The 17,064-nt window shown below is 65.0% G+C and carries 17 protein-coding genes; all 17 read left to right on the top strand.

Annotated elements, in window-relative coordinates; genetic code table 11:
• The first annotated feature begins 14 nt into the window (after nt 1–14).
• The 17 genes from flgG to IVB46_RS17230 all read left to right on the top strand — a co-directional run bounded on the left by flgG (nt 15) and on the right by IVB46_RS17230 (nt 17,048).
• Nucleotides 15–803 (top strand): flagellar basal-body rod protein FlgG, encoded by a 789-nt coding sequence (gene flgG / locus IVB46_RS17150; RefSeq protein WP_085405310.1) that lies wholly within the window; start codon nt 15–17, stop codon nt 801–803.
• A 35-nt stretch (nt 804–838) separates the two neighbouring features.
• Complete coding sequence (gene flgA, locus IVB46_RS17155) at nt 839–1,294, top strand: flagellar basal body P-ring formation chaperone FlgA (RefSeq protein WP_063986113.1); 456 nt, start codon at nt 839–841, stop codon at nt 1,292–1,294.
• Nucleotides 1,291–2,421, top strand: coding sequence for a flagellar basal body P-ring protein FlgI (flgI, locus tag IVB46_RS17160; RefSeq protein WP_135216095.1), 1,131 nt, complete (start codon nt 1,291–1,293; stop codon nt 2,419–2,421). Before flgA ends, flgI begins: the two co-directional genes overlap by 4 nt.
• Before the next feature lie 67 nt (nt 2,422–2,488).
• A complete protein-coding gene (locus tag IVB46_RS17165) occupies nt 2,489–3,259 on the top strand; it encodes a MotE family protein (protein ID WP_071909953.1) in 771 nt (256 codons plus the stop codon).
• Nucleotides 3,260–3,955 (top strand): flagellar basal body L-ring protein FlgH, encoded by a 696-nt coding sequence (gene flgH / locus IVB46_RS17170; RefSeq protein ID WP_028153467.1) that lies wholly within the window; start codon nt 3,260–3,262, stop codon nt 3,953–3,955.
• Between the two features lie 42 nt (nt 3,956–3,997).
• Nucleotides 3,998–4,441: a flagellar basal body-associated FliL family protein gene (locus IVB46_RS17175; protein WP_085405330.1), complete on the top strand. Its 444-nt coding sequence runs from the start codon at nt 3,998–4,000 to the stop codon at nt 4,439–4,441.
• Nucleotides 4,438–5,178, top strand: coding sequence for a flagellar type III secretion system pore protein FliP (gene fliP / locus IVB46_RS17180; RefSeq protein ID WP_071909955.1), 741 nt, complete (start codon nt 4,438–4,440; stop codon nt 5,176–5,178). Before IVB46_RS17175 ends, fliP begins: the two co-directional genes overlap by 4 nt.
• Before the next feature lie 261 nt (nt 5,179–5,439).
• Nucleotides 5,440–6,345: a flagellin gene (locus IVB46_RS17185; protein ID WP_071909957.1), complete on the top strand. Its 906-nt coding sequence runs from the start codon at nt 5,440–5,442 to the stop codon at nt 6,343–6,345.
• Between the two features lie 268 nt (nt 6,346–6,613).
• On the top strand, nt 6,614–7,525 hold the full coding sequence (locus tag IVB46_RS17190) for a flagellin (RefSeq protein WP_071909959.1): 912 nt from the start codon (nt 6,614–6,616) through the stop codon (nt 7,523–7,525).
• A 273-nt stretch (nt 7,526–7,798) separates the two neighbouring features.
• Nucleotides 7,799–8,707: a flagellin gene (locus IVB46_RS17195; RefSeq protein WP_063981304.1), complete on the top strand. Its 909-nt coding sequence runs from the start codon at nt 7,799–7,801 to the stop codon at nt 8,705–8,707.
• 308 nt (nt 8,708–9,015) lie between these two features.
• Nucleotides 9,016–10,644 carry a flagellar basal-body MS-ring/collar protein FliF gene (fliF, locus tag IVB46_RS17200; RefSeq protein ID WP_063981305.1) on the top strand — a complete coding sequence of 543 codons (1,629 nt, stop codon included), beginning with the start codon at nt 9,016–9,018 and terminating at the stop codon, nt 10,642–10,644.
• Nucleotides 10,641–11,342, top strand: a complete 702-nt coding sequence (locus IVB46_RS17205; protein ID WP_247304523.1) for a hypothetical protein — start codon at nt 10,641–10,643, stop codon at nt 11,340–11,342. Before fliF ends, IVB46_RS17205 begins: the two co-directional genes overlap by 4 nt.
• A gap of 6 nt (nt 11,343–11,348) precedes the next feature.
• Nucleotides 11,349–12,689: a MotB family protein gene (locus tag IVB46_RS17210; protein ID WP_247343156.1), complete on the top strand. Its 1,341-nt coding sequence runs from the start codon at nt 11,349–11,351 to the stop codon at nt 12,687–12,689.
• Nucleotides 12,686–13,870 carry a chemotaxis protein gene (locus IVB46_RS17215; RefSeq protein ID WP_135216101.1) on the top strand — a complete coding sequence of 395 codons (1,185 nt, stop codon included), beginning with the start codon at nt 12,686–12,688 and terminating at the stop codon, nt 13,868–13,870. Before IVB46_RS17210 ends, IVB46_RS17215 begins: the two co-directional genes overlap by 4 nt.
• Nucleotides 13,867–15,186: a flagellar hook-length control protein FliK gene (locus IVB46_RS17220; RefSeq protein ID WP_247304519.1), complete on the top strand. Its 1,320-nt coding sequence runs from the start codon at nt 13,867–13,869 to the stop codon at nt 15,184–15,186. The genes IVB46_RS17215 and IVB46_RS17220 overlap by 4 nt, the downstream gene beginning before the upstream one ends.
• Nucleotides 15,137–15,718, top strand: coding sequence for a transglycosylase SLT domain-containing protein (locus IVB46_RS17225; RefSeq protein WP_247304517.1), 582 nt, complete (start codon nt 15,137–15,139; stop codon nt 15,716–15,718). The genes IVB46_RS17220 and IVB46_RS17225 overlap by 50 nt, the downstream gene beginning before the upstream one ends.
• A gap of 97 nt (nt 15,719–15,815) precedes the next feature.
• Complete coding sequence (locus IVB46_RS17230; RefSeq protein ID WP_063981311.1) at nt 15,816–17,048, top strand: flagellar hook protein FlgE; 1,233 nt, start codon at nt 15,816–15,818, stop codon at nt 17,046–17,048.
• Nucleotides 17,049–17,064: the final 16 nt, after the last annotated feature.

The raw sequence follows: 17,064 nt of genomic DNA on the forward strand, positions 1-17,064 counted from the left end.
GAGGGAATGAAGCTGTGAAATCGCTCGCCATTGCGGCCACGGGCATGAACGCCCAGCAGACCAACATCGAAGTCATCGCGAACAACATCGCCAACATCAATTCGACGTCGTACAAGCGTGCGCGCGCGGAATTCACCGATCTGTTCTACCAGATGGACCGCATGCAGGGCGTCGCGAACGTCAATGGCTCCTCGCCGATCCCGGAAGGCTCCAATCTCGGTCTCGGCGTCAAGTCGACGGCCATCCGCAAGCTGCACATCCAGGGCGCGCTCACGCAGACCGGCAACCCCTACGACCTCGCGATCAACGGTCGCGGCTGGTTTCAGGTGCTCGGCCCGAACAACGAGGTGCAATACACGCGCGCCGGCTCGTTCAGCCCCAACGCCAACGGCCAGCTCGTCACCACCGACGGCTATCTGCTGGATCCCGCAATCACGATACCGCAGGGAACGGTTCAGGTCGTCGTCAACCAGACCGGACAGGTGTTTGCCAAGCTGGATACGGAAGTGAACCCGCGGCAGATCGGCCAGCTCAACCTCGCCAATTTCGCCAACGAAGCGGGCCTCGAGCCGCTCGGCAGCAACCTCTATCGCGAGACCACGGCGTCCGGCACGCCGGTCGTCGGACTGCCGGGCGATTCCGGATACGGCAAGCTCAACCAGCAATATCTCGAAGCCTCGAACGTCGACCCGGTCAAGGAAATCACCGAGTTGATCTCGGCGCAGCGCGCCTACGAAATGAACGCCAAGGTCATCCAGGCCTCGGATGAAATGGCCCAGACGGTCTCGAAGGGCATGCGCTAGTTCCGGTGTTCTCGATGTCGAACAGGGTGGGCTTGATGGTGCGCGGGTTGGCCGCCGTGCTGCTGGTTCTCGTCTCGGCGCGCCTCGCTGCGGCCGAGGAGAAGCGGCTTCCCGTGCCGGCCGTGTCGATCCGCGCCGGCGAACTGATCCGGGACGACATGATCACGGAACGCGCCTTCGCGCCGAACGTGCTCGGCGTTGCCATGTTCATCGAAGGACGCCAGATCCTGGTCGGACGCATGGCACGGCGCGCGCTGCTGCCGGGCCAGCCGATTCCGACCAATTCGGTGGAAGATCCCTGGACGATTGCCCGCGGCGCCATGGTCAAGGTCGTGGTGGAAGACAGCGGCCTGTCGATCGTCACCTACGGCGCGGCGATGCAGTCGGGCGCGACCGGCGCGCTCATCCCGGTGCGAAACACCGACACCGGCGTGATCATCAGAGGCGTCGTCCAGCCGGACGGCACCGTCAAGGTCGTGGATGGATCATGACCAGATTCCTGCTTGCGCTCGTCCTGCTCGTTTCCGCCGCCAGCGCCCAGGCGGCCGTCCGCATCAAGGACATCGCGGACATCAAGGGATTGCGCGAAAACCAGATCGTCGGTTACGGCCTCGTCATCGGCCTGAACGGCACCGGCGACACGCTCCGCAACGCTCCGTTCACGGAGCAGTCCCTGCAATCGATGCTTGAGAACATGGGCATCAACGTCAGGAACGAGACCACGAGCACCAACAATCCCCCGCGTCCGACGACGCTGCGCACACGCAACGTCGCAGCCGTCATGGTGACCGCGGATTTGGCGCCCTCGATCGGAGCGGGCGAGCGCATGGACGTGACCGTATCGTCGCTCGGCGATGCGACCTCGCTGCTCGGCGGCACGCTGGTGATGACGTCGCTGCGGGCGGCGGACGGCGCGGTCTATGCGGTGGCGCAAGGCGCGGTCACGGTCGCCGGTTACAGTGTGGGAGGGCAGGCGCAGAACGTCAGCCAGGGCACGCCGACGGCGGGCCGCATCCCGAACGGTGCGCTGGTCGAGCGCGAGGTGCAGGGAAGCCTCCACGAGATGGAGTTCCTGGTGCTGGAGCTCAAGAACCCTGATTTCGTCACCGCGACACGCATTCTCGACGCCATCAACGGTTACGCCGGTGGCCGCTACCGCGCGCAGATCGCCTTCGAGCGCGACTACCGCACCATCGTGCTGTCGAAGCCGCGCCATATCGGCCCCGTCCGCTTCCTCGCCGAAATCGGCGAGCTGACGGTCGAGCCGGACACGCCGGCGCGAGTGGTGATCAACGAGCGGACCGGTACGGTGGTGATCGGGCGCGACGTGCGCATATCGACCGTCGCCGTGACGCATGGCAACCTGACGGTTCGTGTCACCGAGCTTCCCGTGGTGTCGCAGCCGGCGCCGTTCTCGCGAGGGCAGACCGTGGTCGTTCCCCAGACGGTGGTCGAGGCCAACGAGGCCGGATCGCAGGTGGCGATCCTGAGCGGCGTCGACCTCCAGCGCCTGGTGCGCGGGCTGAACCAGATCGGCCTGAAGCCGTCGGGCATCATCGCGATCCTGCAGGCGATCAAAACGGCCGGCGCACTCCAGGCCGACGTCATCGTGCAATGATGCACAAGCGTCGTGCAAGCTTGGTCGCTCAATGCTCAGGTCTCGACCGAGAATCGCACGCGGCCCGATGCTGAAGCTGGATCACAAAGCCAAACTCCTCCTCCTGGTCGCGGCCTGCGCGTTCGGATGCGCTTCGCCCGTTCTGGCGCTGGATGAGGCCAAGCCGTCGAAGCCGCTCAACCTGCTGTCCTTCGCGCGTGCCCGCGCGCCTGGTCCGCAGAAGCCGTATCCGGCGGCCTCGTCGATACCGGGCGACAATGCGTCGTTCCGGGCGACGGCGTGGGCCGCCGAAGATTCCGGACCCGCAATCACGGGGGCCGTGCCGGCTCCCGAGAAGCCTGCGCCGGCGCCCGCAGTCGCGCCCGTGCGCCCGGCCAAGCCGGGCAGCGTCACGGCGCCGCCGAAGCCCGCACCGGCACAGGCTGCGGTACCTGCGGACAATGAGGTCGCCCTGTTCTGCAGCAATGTCGCCGACCCCGCCGTCGATGCGCGGCTGGCCTGGCAGCTCAGGGAACTGGAGAAGGCCGAGACCCAGCTCCGGGAGCGGATCGCCGAGGTCGAGGCCAAGCGCGCCGAATACGAGAAGTGGATGGCGCTGCGTGACGACTTCCTGAAGAAGGCCGAAGCCAGCGTCGTCGAGATCTATTCGCGCATGAAGCCGGATGCCGCGGCGACCCAGATCGCCGGGATGGCGGACGAGACCGCCGCCGCCGTGCTTGCAAAACTCAGTCCGAGGAGCTCGAGCGCGATCTTCAACGAGATGGAGACGGCACGCGCGGCACACCTTGCCGATCTGCTCGGCGGAATGCGTCGCGTGGATGACGGAAAGACCAAATAGATGAAGAATCTGATCCTCATCCTGCCGCTCCTGATGCTGACCGGGTGCATCGGCGATCCCGCGGAAGTGCTGACCGGTCCGCGACTGTCGCCGGTCGGCACCGGCCTGAGGACACAGGCCGATCCGATTCCGGTGACGCCCCGCATGCGTACGCCCGTCAGCTATCGCTCGACCTGGGACGACGGCACGGATCTCTATCGCGATCCCCGTGCCCGGCGCACCGGCGACGTCGTGACCGTCATCATCTCGATGCAGGACAAGGCCAAGCTCGACAACAAGACCGATCGTTCGCGCGATTCGCAAATCAAGTTCGGGCTGGATTGGCTGATGGACGTCGCCGGATGGCAGGACAAGGGCTCGACCAGCGCCAATCTGAACACCAACACCCAGATCAAGGGGAACGGTCAGATCGATCGTACCGAAGACATCAAGCTGTCGATTGCCGCCATCGTCACCGACGTGTTGCCCAACGGCAATATGATGATCAGCGGCTCGCAGGAGTTCAAGGTCAATACCGAGATGCGCGTGCTCAACGTCGGCGGCATCGTGCGTCCGCGCGATATCTCGCGCACCAACACGATCTCCTACGAGAAGATCGCCGAGGCACGCGTGGCTTATGGCGGTCGCGGAAATCTGTCTGACGTGCAGCAGCCTGGATGGGGACATCGGATCTATGACGCCGTGGCACCATTCTGAGAATCGCGCCGACCGCGCCGCGCCGCGAGGGCAGGGGACGTGATGCGCCTGATTGCGGCCATTGTGGTGCTGACCCTGATCGCGATCGGTGCGGGCGCGGTTGCCGGCCTGCAGCTGTTCGCGGCCGCGGAGCGCGCCGCCGACGCGAAGAAGAGCGCCACGCCGCCGCCCCTTGCCACGAGCTACGCCGGCAGTGCACGGCTGAGAAAGCTGTCCCCGATCGTGACCAATCTCGCCGCGCCGGCCAACAACTGGGCCCGTGTCGAAGCCTCCATGGTGACCGAGAGCATGAGCGACGAGGATGCCGGCATCCTGGCCGCCCATATCAGCGAGGACATCGTGACCTATCTGCGGTCGGCATCGGTTGGCCAGTTCGAGGGATCGCGGGGTCTTCAGCATCTGCGCGACGACCTGACGGAGCGGGCCAATATCCGCTCGTCGGGCAAGATCCGCGAATTGATCATTGAGACCTTGGTGATTCAGTGAGAGTGAGAGTCCTGCTGCTCGCGTTGGTTCTGGTCGTGCTGCCCGAGGTGGCACTAGCCCAGATTCCGGACCTCAACTCGCTGCTGCCGCCGGGCAACGGCTCCACCAGCGGCCGCATCATCCAGTTGATGGCGGTGATCACGGTGATGTCGGTGGCGCCGGGGCTGCTGATCATGGTGACGAGCTTCACGCGATTTGCGGTGGCGCTGTCGTTCCTGCGCTCCGGTCTCGGCCTCCAGACCACGCCGGCCAATCTGGTGCTGATCAGCCTCGCGCTGTTCATGACCTTCTACGTGATGGCGCCGACCTTCGACCGCGCCTGGGAAACCGGCGTCCAGCCGCTGATGAAGAACGAGATCTCGGAGGAAGAAGCCTATCTGAAGATCACCGATCCGTTCCGCGAGTTCATGCTGGCCCATGTCCGCGACAAGGATCTCCAGACCTTCGAGGCACTCGCCGCGGAGAGCTTTCGCAAGAAGTTCGACGACAAGCGCATCGACATGCGCGTCATCATTCCGGCCTTCATGATTTCCGAGCTCAGGCGCTCGTTCGAGATCGGATTCCTCATCATCCTGCCGTTCCTCGTCATCGACATGATCGTGGCGACGCTGACCATGTCGATGGGCATGATGATGATGCCGCCGACGATCATCGCGCTGCCGTTCAAGATGCTGTTCTTCGTGTTGATCGACGGCTGGAACCTGCTGGCCTCCGGACTGGTGCGGTCGTTCTCGTAGCGAACGCGATCGCCGGCCGGTTATGGTTAGCGAAAAGTGCCGGTCTATGGTTAGCAGAGGGTAATGTTAACTATATGATATTACAGCGAAATTCAAGCCGATCTTAATCTCGGCGCAAGATTCGACGTGCTAGCAATGCGGCACGGCGGGTTGGACCCCACCCACATCAGTCCAAAGGCATGATGCCGCCCCTCCGTACCGGTGAAAGCCCGGTATGTCCCCTCGTGAAAATGTAACGCGTACATCAAAGGGACATTCGCAATGTCAAGCCTGCTTACGAACTCGACCGCCATGACCGCGCTCCAGACCCTGCGGTCTGTCAGCTCGCAACTCTCCACCACGCAGAACCGGATCTCGACCGGCCAGCGCGTGGCCACCGCTTCCGACAACGCCGCCTACTGGTCGATCGCAACGTCGATGCGCGCCGACAACGCCGCGCTCTCCGCCGTCTCCGACTCGCTCGGTCTGTCGGCTGCGACGGTCGACACCGAATATACCGCTCTGACCACGGTTATCGGCAACAAGGACTCCGGCCTGACCAAGCTGCAGGCGCTGCTGGTCGAAGCCAAGACCGCTGGTATCGACCGCACCAAGATCCAGGCGGACGTCACCCAGATCCAGCAGCAGATGAAGGCGACAGCCAATGCGGCGACCTTCAACGGCGTGAACTGGCTGAGCACGACCGCCACTACCCCGGCGACCGTGAACCTGGTGTCGTCGTTCTCCCGCGTCGGCAGCACGCCGACCACGGGCTCGATCACCCTGACCACCGCCAACTACTCGCTCTACACCGCGACCCAGGGCGGCTTCCTGGACAAGGTGAGCGGCGCGGCGTCGATCGACACGCTCAGCATCGCGGCGCTGACCGACTCCGCGGCTGACCAGACCACGCTCGATGGCTACATCGCGCAGGTCACGGCCGGGATCAACTCGGTGGCCTCGGCCGCCGCCGACCTCGGCGCCGTCAAGACCCGTATCTCGACCAACACGGACTTCGTGAAGTCGCTGATGGACTCGGTTGATCGCGGTATCGGCCAGCTCGTCGACGCCGACATGAACCAGGAGTCCACCCGCCTGGCGGCCCTCCAGGTCCAGCAGCAGCTCGGCGTGCAGGCGCTCTCGATCGCCAACAACAGCAGCCAGAGCATCCTGTCGCTGTTCCGCTAAGCCTTAGACCATCTGGGGAGGGCCGCGCTTCTCGCGAAGCGCGGCCCTTTCGTTTGGTGTGTTGCCGCGCGCACGCCGCAAATTCGGCTGCCCTGTTGCAGTCCGGGCACAGGGCCACAAGCCTCGCACAAGCTTCGCGCGCTATCGTCGCCGCTACGACAGGTTGGGCCTGCTTTTTCGCCGCCCAAAGGCATGACGCCGCCCTGTCGTACCGGTGCAAGCCCGGTATGTCCCCAAAAACAGTTCAATCTTCAAAGGGACATCAAAAATGGGTTCAAGTCTGCTCACCAACTCGTCTGCAATGACTGCGCTGCAGACCCTCCGCAATGTCAGCTCGCAGCTCGCGACCACGCAGAACCGGATCTCGACCGGCCAGCGCGTGGCCACTGCTTCCGACAACGCCGCCTACTGGTCGATCGCGACGTCGATGCGCGCCGACAACGCCGCGCTCTCCGCCGTCTCCGACTCGCTCGGTCTGTCGGCCGCGACCGTCGACACCGAATACACCGCTCTGACCGCGGTTGTCGGCGACAAGACCGGCGGCCTGACCAAGCTCCAGGCGCTGCTGGTCGAAGCCAAGACTGCTGGTATCGACCGCACCAAGATCCAGGCCGACATCACCCAGATCCAGCAGCAGATGAAGGGTACCGCCAATGCGGCGACCTTCAACGGCGTGAACTGGCTGAGCACGACCGCGACCACGCCGGCGACCTTCAACCTGGTGTCGTCGTTCTCGCGCGTCGGCGGCACGCCGACGATCGGATCCATCAGCCTGACGATCGCCAACTACTCGCTCTACACCGCGACCCAGGGCGGCATCCTGGACAAGGTGAGCGGCGCTGCATCGATCGACACGATCAGCATCGCGGCGCTGACCGACTCGACGGCTGACATGACCACGCTCGATGGCTACATCGCGCAGGTCACGGCCGGGATCAACTCGGTGGCCTCGGCCGCCGCCGACCTCGGCGCCGTCAAGAACCGCATCTCGACCAACACGGAATTCGTCAAGACCCTGATGGACTCGGTGGACCGCGGTGTTGGTCAGCTCGTCGACGCCGACATGAATGCGGAATCGACCCGCCTTCAGGCCCTGCAGACCCAGCAGCAGCTCGGCGTTCAGGCGCTCTCGATCGCCAACCAGAACAGCCAGAGCATCCTGTCGCTGTTCCGCGGCTAAGCCTCAAAACCATCCGGGAAGGCCGCGCTTCTCGCGAAGCGCGGCCTTTTCATTTGGCGTACGCTCGTCACGCGTCGTGACCTCCTGGCTCACCGTGTTGGGGTCCAGCCACGTCGCCACAAGCCTCGCACAAACTTCGCGCGCTATCGTCGCCGCTACGACAGGTTGGGCCCGCTCTTCGGCCGCCCAAAGGCATGATGCCGCCCCGCCGTACCGGTGCAAGCCCGGTATGTCCCCAAAATCAATTCAATCCGTTTCAAAGGGACGTCAAGAATGGCCTCGAGCCTGCTTACCAACTCCGCTGCAATGACCGCGCTCCAGACACTCCGGAGCGTCAGCTCGCAGCTCGCGACCACGCAGAACCGGATCTCGACCGGCCAGCGCGTGGCCACCGCTTCCGACAACGCCGCCTACTGGTCGATCGCGACGTCGATGCGCGCCGACAACGCCGCGCTCTCCGCCGTGTCCGACTCGCTCGGTCTGTCGGCTGCGACCGTCGACACCGAATACACCGCTCTGACCGCGGTTGTCGGCGACAAGACCGGTGGCCTGACCAAGCTGCAGGCGCTGCTGGTCGAAGCCAAGACCGCTGGTATCGACCGCACCAAGATCCAGGCCGACATCACCCAGATCCAGCAGCAGATGAAGGGTACCGCCGATGCGGCAACCTTCAACGGCGTGAACTGGCTGAGCACGACCGCCGCCACCCCGGCGACCTTCAACCTGGTGTCGTCGTTCTCGCGCGTCGGCGGCACGCCGACGATCGGGTCCATCACCCTGACGATTGCCAACTACTCGCTCTATACCGCGACCCAGACCGGTATCCTGGACAAGGTGAGCGGCCCGGCGTCGGTCAACACGATCAACATCTCCGCGCTGACCGACTCGACGGCTGACCAGACCACGCTCGATGGGTACATCACGCAGCTCACCACTGCGATCAACTCGGTGTCCTCGGCCGCCGCCGACCTCGGCGCCGTCAAGAACCGCATCTCGACCAACACGGAGTTCGTCAAGACCCTGATGGACTCGGTGGATCGCGGTGTCGGTCAGCTCGTCGACGCCGACATGAATGCGGAATCGACCCGCCTGCAGGCCCTTCAGACCCAGCAGCAGCTCGGCGTTCAGGCGCTCTCGATCGCCAACCAGAACAGCCAGAGCATCCTGTCGCTGTTCAAGTAAGCTTCGGCTTTGGAAACAACCGTGCTCCCCCGGGAGCACGGTCCCTGCCATGACCGGCGGGTGTGGCGGCACAAGATGTGCCCGTAATGGAAGTTCTTCCGACGCCAGACGTCATGCAACACGCCGCAGCCGATTGCGCTGCCATGCGCTCGTGCGCCTGCTTGTTGCTGCTGAGTTGATCGCGTCGTCCAGGATTCTTGTAAAATTGCAACGCCTCGCCCGCGAACCGACACATTCGCCTCCTCGCGCAACCTTCAGACAAGGTTGGCAGCGGAGTGTCCCATACGTTCGCATTGGTACGAGGTCACATGCTGCTCAGTCGTGCGCAGGTACAGCAACTGCTCAACAATCTGCTGGAGCTTGGGCCGCGGCGCCTGATGGCCTTGGGACTGATCGGCTTTGCCGTTCTCGTCACCGTCGTCGGCGGGGCCTATTATCTGAGCCGGCCTGAGTTCGAAACGCTCTATACAGGCCTGAATCGCGAAGACGTGACGCGCATCGGCGCCGCGCTGCGCGAGCAGAATATCACATTCGACGTCAATACGGCCGGCGACGCCATCTCGGTGCGCCCGAGCCAGACCATGCAGGCGCGGATGCTGCTTGCCGAGAAGGGGCTGCCGACCAGCGCCAATTCCGGCTACGAGCTGTTCGACAAGATCGGCTCGCTCGGCCTGACCTCGTTCATGCAGGAAGTCACCAAGCTGCGGGCGCTGGAAGGCGAGATCGCGCGCACCGTGCAATTGATGAAGGGCGTCAAGGCGGCGCGGGTGCATATCGTGATGCCGGTGCGCGGCTCGTTCCGGGCGACGCAGCAGCCGCCTTCGGCGTCGGTCGTGCTGCGCACCGACGGCGCGATCGAGGCGCGTACGGCGCAGTCGATCCGCCACCTCGTCGCGGCGGCCATCCCCGGCATGAGCCGCGACAAGGTGACGGTGCTGGATGCCGATGGTTCGATGCTGCTCGCCGAAGAGGACGAAGCCAGCGCGGCCCCGACCAAGATGGCGAGCCTCCAGAAGACGGTCGGCGGGATGGTGCAGGAGAACATCCGCAAGGCGTTGACGCCATATCTCGGCCTGGACAATTTCGAGGTGAGCGTCGCGCCGCAGCTCTCCACCGACAAGCGGCAGACCAACGAGACGGTCTACGACCCGGAGAGCCGCGCCGAGCGTTCGGTCCGGAACGTGCGCGAGAAGGAATCGTCGCAGAATGCGGACCGTTCGACGCCGACCACGGTGCAGCAGAACCTGCCGGACCAGCAGGTGAATAGCGGCGGCACGAAGAATTCCAGCGAGGACAAGACCCGCCGCGAGGACGTCACCAATTTCGAGGTGTCGTCCAAGACAACGACGACGGTGAGCGACGGTTACCTGGTCAAGAAACTCTTCATCGCCGTGCTGGTCAACCGCGCGCGGCTCGTCGCCGATCTCGGCGACAAGAGCAACCAGGCGATCGTCGACAGCAAGCTCGCCGAGATCAGCCAGCTCGCGGCGACGGCAGGCGGACTGGACAAGCAGCGCGGGGACCAGATCCAGGTCACGGCCGTCGACTTCATCGAAGGCTCGCGCGAACTGGCGCCGGTGCCGCCGATCAGCTTCGTCGAGATGATCAACAAGCAGCTTGGCAGCGTCATCAATGCGGTCACCATCCTGGCCGTTGCCTCGATGCTGGTCTGGTTCGGCCTTCGCCCCGCGGTCAACGGCATTCTGACGCATCGCGCAGCGCAGGAGCAGACCGAGGCGGCCGAGGCCGCCGAGCTTGAAGCTGCAACGGCCCTTGCACTGGCCGACAGTCAGGACCCCGAGCTCAACCTCGTCGAGGATCTCGAAGGCAAGATGCAGCGGACGCCGCAGAAGCGGCTGGAGCAGATCGTCCGGCTCGATCAGATGCAGGCGGCAGCAATCCTTAAAGACTGGATGCGACGCGAGGAGGCAGCATGAACGCGGCTATCGGAAAACTCCTGACGCAGTTCGACGCGAATGGGCGGGCCAAGTCTCCGCCGCCGCCTCCGCCCCCCAAGATCCAGGATGTGCTGACAAGGCCGATGGAGGTGCGGCGCGAGCCTCAGCCTCAGCCGCCGCGTCAGGTCCAATCGCAGCCGCAGCTTCAATCGCCGCTTCCGGCGCCCGAGGCGGAAGCTCCGTCGGTCAATCTTCTCGAAGATGCCTATCGTCGCGGTCACGCCGCCGGTGTTGCGGAAGGCGATGCCAGGGTCGCCGAGGAGCGCGTTCGCAGCGCGATCCGGCTCGGCGAGGAGCGGGCCAAATGGTCCGACCAGCAGGCGGCCACGATCGTGGGCGGCTTCGAGACGGCCTGCCGCGAGATCGAAACCAACATCGCAAGCTCGGTTGCGCGGATATTGCTGCCTTTCCTCGCCGATGCCGTCCGTGACAAGGCGATCGGATCGCTGGTCGAGCAGATCGCAGCGCTGACCGGCAATTCGCCGGTGCCGGTGTTCAAGATCACCGGCCCGGGCGAATTGCTCGATCTGGTGCGCTCGCAGCTCCAGACGGCCCGGCGAACCGGGATTGAATACGAAGCCGCCGAGACTTTCGAGGTCCGCGTTGTCGCCGACCAGACCGTGATCGAGACGCAGATTGCGGCGTGGAGCGAACGTCTGAACGAGGCGCGCCGGTAGTCCGCCATGGAAGAAGTCAAGCACGAGCTGGTGATCATCCGCAGGCGCAGCGCCTTCGCCGAGGAGGCGCATCACGGTGGCGTCTGGAAGATCGCGTATGCGGACTTCATGACGGCGATGATGGCGTTCTTTCTGGTCATGTGGCTGCTCAATGCGCTCAACCAGGACCAGAAGCAGGTGGTCGCGAGCTATTTCAACCCGATCAAGCTCGCGGAGAACGCACCCGCCCCGAAGGGCCTCAAGGATCTCAGCAAGAAGGAGCCGACGCAGTTCGAGGGCCAGGATGGCAAGCGTCAGCCGGCCGGGCCGAACGAAGAACGCCGCGGAGACTCGCCGACAGCGGAGAAGCCTGCCTCCTTCGAAGAGAAGGTTCTGTTCCGCGATCCCTATGCGACGCTTGCCGAGATCGCGAACAGCGCGAACCAGGCCTCGGGCCAGCGCCGTGCCGGCGCGCTGACCTCCGCCGAAGAGGACGGCCTCAAGGGCGGCGATGCCTACCGCGATCCCTTCGATCCCGGCTATTGGAAGTTGACGCCGCAGACGTCCAAGGACGCGGATCACTTCGTCGACAGCGAGCCAAAGCCGAACGCGTCCGCGCGCGACAACGCGTCCGGGACAGGTCAGGGCGAGCCGCAGGCGCAACGTGCCAAGCAGGACGATGCCGGCGGAAGCGTGGCGCCGAACGCGGACGCGTCCTCTGCAAGCCTGTCGCCCCTGCTGCCGCCGGGGCCGGCGCCTTCGCAGGCTCAACGCGATGGCATTGCCCAGGCGAATGCGCCGCAACCGGGCGCCCAGGCTGGCGCTCAAGCCAATGCCGCCGCGCAGCCACGCCCCGGCGATCAAGCGAAGAACTCTGAATCGCGTGATGCGGCACAGACCCAGCAGCCGACCGTCAAGCAGCTACAGTCCGCGATCGCGGATGCGCTGTCGGACATCAAGGCCGGCGCGGGACCGGTTGCCGAGGTGCGTCAGGTCGAGGAGGGCCTTCTGATCAGCCTGACCGACGATGCGAGCTTCGGCATGTTCGCGGTCGGCTCGGCCGAGCCGCGGCCCGAGCTGATCCGCGTGATCGACAAGATCGGGCCGCTGCTGACGAAGCGCCAGGGCATGGTCATCGTGCGCGGCCACACCGACAATCGGCCGTACAAGTCCGAGAATTACGACAATTGGCGGCTGTCGACCGCGCGCGCGCAGATGGCTTACTACATGCTGGTTCGGTCCGGTGTCGATGCGCAGCGGATCGAGCATGTCGAAGGCTACGCCGATCGGCGGCCGAAACTGACGAACGATCCTGCTGCCGCTCAGAACCGCCGGATCGAGATCCTGGTCCGGGAGAAGCGCCCTTGATCAGGCCGCTCCTGCGCGCCGCGCTGCTGCTGCCGTTCACGACGGTATGCGCGTTTGCCGATCCGGCACCGTCCCCGGCATCAACCTCGGGCGAGCCCTATGAACTCGTGCGCACCTTGCAGGCGGTGCAGGATGGCATTGCCCGTGGCGACACCGCGGCGCATGGCAGCCACATCGCGCTGACCCGGCAGGTCGGCGAAAAGTTCCTCGCCGCCGATCCGGGCGTGTGGAGCAACGCGCAGAACGGCCAGGCCGTCATCATCTATTTGCTCAGCGGCGGCGGGCCGCAGGTCGTCCGAAAGCTGCCGCGCGACAAGTTGAACGTCGACGAGCGGCTGTTCAATGGTGCGCTGGCCTATGTCGAAGGCCGCCAGGACGAAGCGCGCGAACTGCTCAAGGACGTCAAGCCGCGCACGCTGCCAACGGGCCTGGGCGGACAGGTCGCGCTGGTCCAGGGCGCGCTGTTCGCGCGCGCCGAGGCATCGCTCGCGATCGAGCGCCTGGACGACGCGCGGCTGCTGTTGCCGGGCACGCTGGTGGAGGAGGCGGCGCTGCGGCGCGAGATCCTGCTGGTCGGGCAGGCCGAGGATTTCGACAAGTTCGAGTTCCTGACGCTCGCCTATATCCGCCATTACCGCAACTCGGTCTATGCCGGGGACTTCTGGCAGCGCTTCGCCTCCGGCCTGACGCAATCGAGCATTGCTCTCGACGAACGCCGCTTTGCGCGGATCGTCACTCTGCTGGAGCAGATCGACCGCGCGAGCCGCCTCAAGCTTTATCTCGTGATCGCGCGCACCGCGATGGTGCATGGACGGCTGGCGGTGACCCGGCTTGCAGGCGAGCGTGCGCTGACGCTTAGCGCCGACGCGTCGGAGGATCGCGAGCGCGCGCATTTCTTCCGCGGCGTCTCGCGGGCGCTCACTGACGAGTATGACGGCGGTGTGGCCGAGTTGAAGGCCCTCGACCGCTCGAAGTTGCCCGAGCGCGACGTTCCGTTGCTGAATGCGACGTTGCAGCTCGCACTCGATGTCCGCAAGCCGTTCGCGGGCGGATCCACCGCCGCCGCCGACAAGCCTCCGGTCACGCCGGCGCGTCTCGATCTCGCCGCGTCGACCGAGACGCTGGCGCGCGCGCGGAAGCAGCTCGGCGAACTCGAACGCCTTACCAGGGATCGCCCATGACGAAGCTCAGTGGAACCTCTGGACAGGTCTTTTCGGGTCTCGCCGAAAGCCTCAACGTGCGCGGCGCATCGCGCTCGGGAAAATCCGCCGGAACGAAATCGCCGGCAGATTCGTCGTTCAACGATCTGCTGCACACCGTCTCGAATCTCGCGAAGCGGGCGCTCAACGACGAGGGCGGCAACACGAGCGCGAAGGCTGGAGCGTTACGAACACACCTCGCGCGCCCGACCGACAAGGACAAGACGGTGCGGGAACGCACCGAGGCCGATGACGAGCCCGAACCCATTCGCAAATCGTCCGACGAGAAAACTGAAAAATCGCCGGAGACGCAAACTCCGGTCGACCACAGCGCGAAGACCGATGTTTCGGCCCGATCGAGCATTCCGGCGGTCGTCGAACAGCAGTTCGCCGCCGTGCCGGCCGTGAAGCCGCAGCTGCAATCGCCGGCGGGCGACAAGAAGGACGCGCCTGCGCGCGACGAGCGCTCTGCCTCGACGAAGCGTGAGGTCCAGGGCACCGCGAAGGTCACGTCTGCCGAGCCCGCGCCGCCCGCTGCCGCTTCAACGGGCACGCGCTCGCAGGCCGCGCCTTCGCAGGCGGCGGCAGCCGCGCAGCAAGGCAGCGATGCGTCCTCGAAGGCAATGCCCGCGACGCAAGGCTTCGAGGCCGTCACGGCCAATGTCGAACGCGCCGTCAAAGCCTCGGCGCGGGACGCATTGCCCGAAGCGACCAAGGTCACCGTGGTCCAGCAGGAGACCCATCTGCCGCCGGCGCAGTTCAGCGCTCCGCAGCAGGTCGCCAACGCAGTCGTCGCCGAGCTGAAGGAGTCGCCGGCTCCGACGGCGTCCACCGCCCCCGATCTCGCGACGTCGCAGACCAATGCACCTGAGCCGCTCAAGATCCTGACGATCAATCTCGAACCGCCGGCGCTCGGCAACGTCACGGTACGCCTTCGCCTCGTCGGCTCGGAGGTTTCCGTTCACCTCGCGGCCGCGCGCAAGGACACCAGCCTGATGCTGGATCAGCAGCGCGAGTCGATCCGCGATCTCATGCAGTCGGCGGGCTATGTCGCCGACGTCGCGCCCGTGCAGCACGGCTCGCTGGACGGATTCCAGAGCGGCTCCGGCCAGCCGCAGCTCTCGGGCCAGCAACAGCCATCGTCGCAGTCGCAAGGCACGTTCGGCGGCGCCGGCACGTCGTCCGGGCAATCGGACGGCGGTGCGAAGCAGGCCCGGCAGGAGCGCCAGTCCAACGAGGAGACGCGTCATGACCAGGACGTGGGGCCGCATACTCGCCGCGGCCCTGTTTATCTGTAGCGCGGGCGCCGCGGTAGCGGCGACCGACAGCGCACGCCCTTGCGAGCGCGAGATGGCGCGCGCGTCCCAGCAGCATGGGATCCCGCTCGGCATTCTCTATGCGGTCGGCCTCACCGAGACCGGACGGCGCGGTTCGCTCCACCCTTACGCGCTCGGCGCCGACGGCCAGACCGTGTTCGCCAAGGACATGAACGACGCGATCGCGAATTTCGAGACGATGCGCAGCAAGGGCATCAAGCTGATCGACCTCGGCTGCATGCAGATCAACCATTATTATCACGGCGACAAGTTCACGTCGGTGCGCGCGATGTTCGATCCCGCGAAGAACGTCGAATACGCCGCGCGCTTCCTGAAAGAGCTGAAGCAGCGCGAGGGCAGCTGGACCATGGCGGTCGCGCGCTACAACGCAGGCCCCAACAATCAGCCCGCGCAGAAGCGCTACGTCTGTCACATCGTCGCTCATCTCGTCTCCAGCGGCTTCGGTGCGTGGACCGACAAGGCGCGCTCGTTCTGTCAGCCGAAGACGACATGACCGCTACCACCTGAAAGTTGTGCACGGGTCCCAATCATCAGCCCCGCGCAAGCAAGAACCCGCATTGTAGATACAACCTGACAAAGGAGCCTACTTCATGAGCCTGTATGGTGTTATGCGCACCGGCGTTTCCGGAATGAGCGCGCAGTCCAACAAGCTGTCGACGGTTTCGGACAACATCGCGAACGTCAACACGACCGGTTACAAGCGGGCTTCGACGGAATTCTCGTCACTGATCCTGAAGAGCGGCTCCGGCAATTACGACTCCGGCGCCGTCGAGACGACGGTTCGCTACGCCATCAGCGACGCGGGACACACGCAGTTCACCACGTCGACCACGGACCTCGCCGTGCAGGGTAACGGCTTCTTCGTGGTGTCGAACGCCGCCAACACGCAGCAATATCTGACGCGCGCCGGCTCGTTCGTGCCGGACGCCCAGGGCAATCTAGTCAACGCGGCCGGCTACTACCTCCTAGGCCAGCCCGGTAAGGTGACCAATTTCTCGCAGAACAGCCTGTCCGGCATGCAGATCGTCAACATTGCCCAGGTTTCGCAAGTGCCCGTGCCGTCGACGGCGGGAACGCTCACGACCGGCAATCTGGATCCGAAAGCGGCTGTGATCGCCGGTCCGCCCGGGCCGGCGTCATATTCGTCGAAGAGCTCGATCGTGGCCTACAACAATATCGGCCAGGCCGTTACGCTCGACGTCTACATGTCCCATACGGCGACGGCCGCCGGCTCTGACACCTGGCAGCTTCAGGCTTACAACTCCGCGACAGGTGCGTCGGTCGGTGCCGCCACCACTTTCACCTTCGACACGACCGCAGCCGGCAAAGGCACGCTGGCCGCGGCGAGCCCGACGACGCTCGCCCTCACCGTTCCCGGCGGTGCGGCGATGAGCCTGGACCTGTCGAACATGACGCAGGTCGGAACCGACTTCAGCTTCAAGGCGACTGTCAATGGCAGCGTTCCATCGGCCATCGACAAAGTCGATGTCGACGATTCGGGCTTCGTGACGGCGATCCTCAAGAACGGTCAGCAGCTGACGCTCTACACCATCATGCTTGCCGACGTCGCGAGCCCCGACAACCTGACGCCGGAGCCCGGCAACGTCTATTCGACCAACATGAATTCCGGCAACGCGCAGGCCGGGAATGCCGGTACCGGCGGTCTCGGCACTGTCCAGTCGGGCGCGCTGGAGGACTCCAACGTCGACCTCGCGGACGAACTCACCGGGATGATCGAGGCGCAGCGCGGCTTCACTGCGAATTCGAAATCGTTCCAGACCGGCGCCGATCTTCTCGACGTCGTCGTCAACCTGAAGCGCTGAATCCTCAAGCGCTCAT

Source organism: Bradyrhizobium sp. 61 (genome assembly GCF_023073075.1).
GTDB lineage: Bacteria > Pseudomonadota > Alphaproteobacteria > Rhizobiales > Xanthobacteraceae > Bradyrhizobium > Bradyrhizobium barranii.

Coding starts and splice junctions, on each gene's coding strand:
- IVB46_RS17220 (WP_247304519.1), top strand. CDS start 13,867: ATGACGAAGCTCAGTGGAACCTCTGGACAGGTCTTTTCGGGTCTCGCC.
- IVB46_RS17165 (WP_071909953.1), top strand. CDS start 2,489: ATGCTGAAGCTGGATCACAAAGCCAAACTCCTCCTCCTGGTCGCGGCC.
- IVB46_RS17225 (WP_247304517.1), top strand. CDS start 15,137: ATGACCAGGACGTGGGGCCGCATACTCGCCGCGGCCCTGTTTATCTGT.
- IVB46_RS17175 (WP_085405330.1), top strand. CDS start 3,998: ATGCGCCTGATTGCGGCCATTGTGGTGCTGACCCTGATCGCGATCGGT.
- IVB46_RS17190 (WP_071909959.1), top strand. CDS start 6,614: ATGGGTTCAAGTCTGCTCACCAACTCGTCTGCAATGACTGCGCTGCAG.
- flgI (WP_135216095.1), top strand. CDS start 1,291: ATGACCAGATTCCTGCTTGCGCTCGTCCTGCTCGTTTCCGCCGCCAGC.
- IVB46_RS17205 (WP_247304523.1), top strand. CDS start 10,641: ATGAACGCGGCTATCGGAAAACTCCTGACGCAGTTCGACGCGAATGGG.
- flgA (WP_063986113.1), top strand. CDS start 839: ATGGTGCGCGGGTTGGCCGCCGTGCTGCTGGTTCTCGTCTCGGCGCGC.
- IVB46_RS17210 (WP_247343156.1), top strand. CDS start 11,349: ATGGAAGAAGTCAAGCACGAGCTGGTGATCATCCGCAGGCGCAGCGCC.
- IVB46_RS17185 (WP_071909957.1), top strand. CDS start 5,440: ATGTCAAGCCTGCTTACGAACTCGACCGCCATGACCGCGCTCCAGACC.
- IVB46_RS17230 (WP_063981311.1), top strand. CDS start 15,816: ATGAGCCTGTATGGTGTTATGCGCACCGGCGTTTCCGGAATGAGCGCG.
- fliF (WP_063981305.1), top strand. CDS start 9,016: ATGCTGCTCAGTCGTGCGCAGGTACAGCAACTGCTCAACAATCTGCTG.
- IVB46_RS17195 (WP_063981304.1), top strand. CDS start 7,799: ATGGCCTCGAGCCTGCTTACCAACTCCGCTGCAATGACCGCGCTCCAG.
- flgH (WP_028153467.1), top strand. CDS start 3,260: ATGAAGAATCTGATCCTCATCCTGCCGCTCCTGATGCTGACCGGGTGC.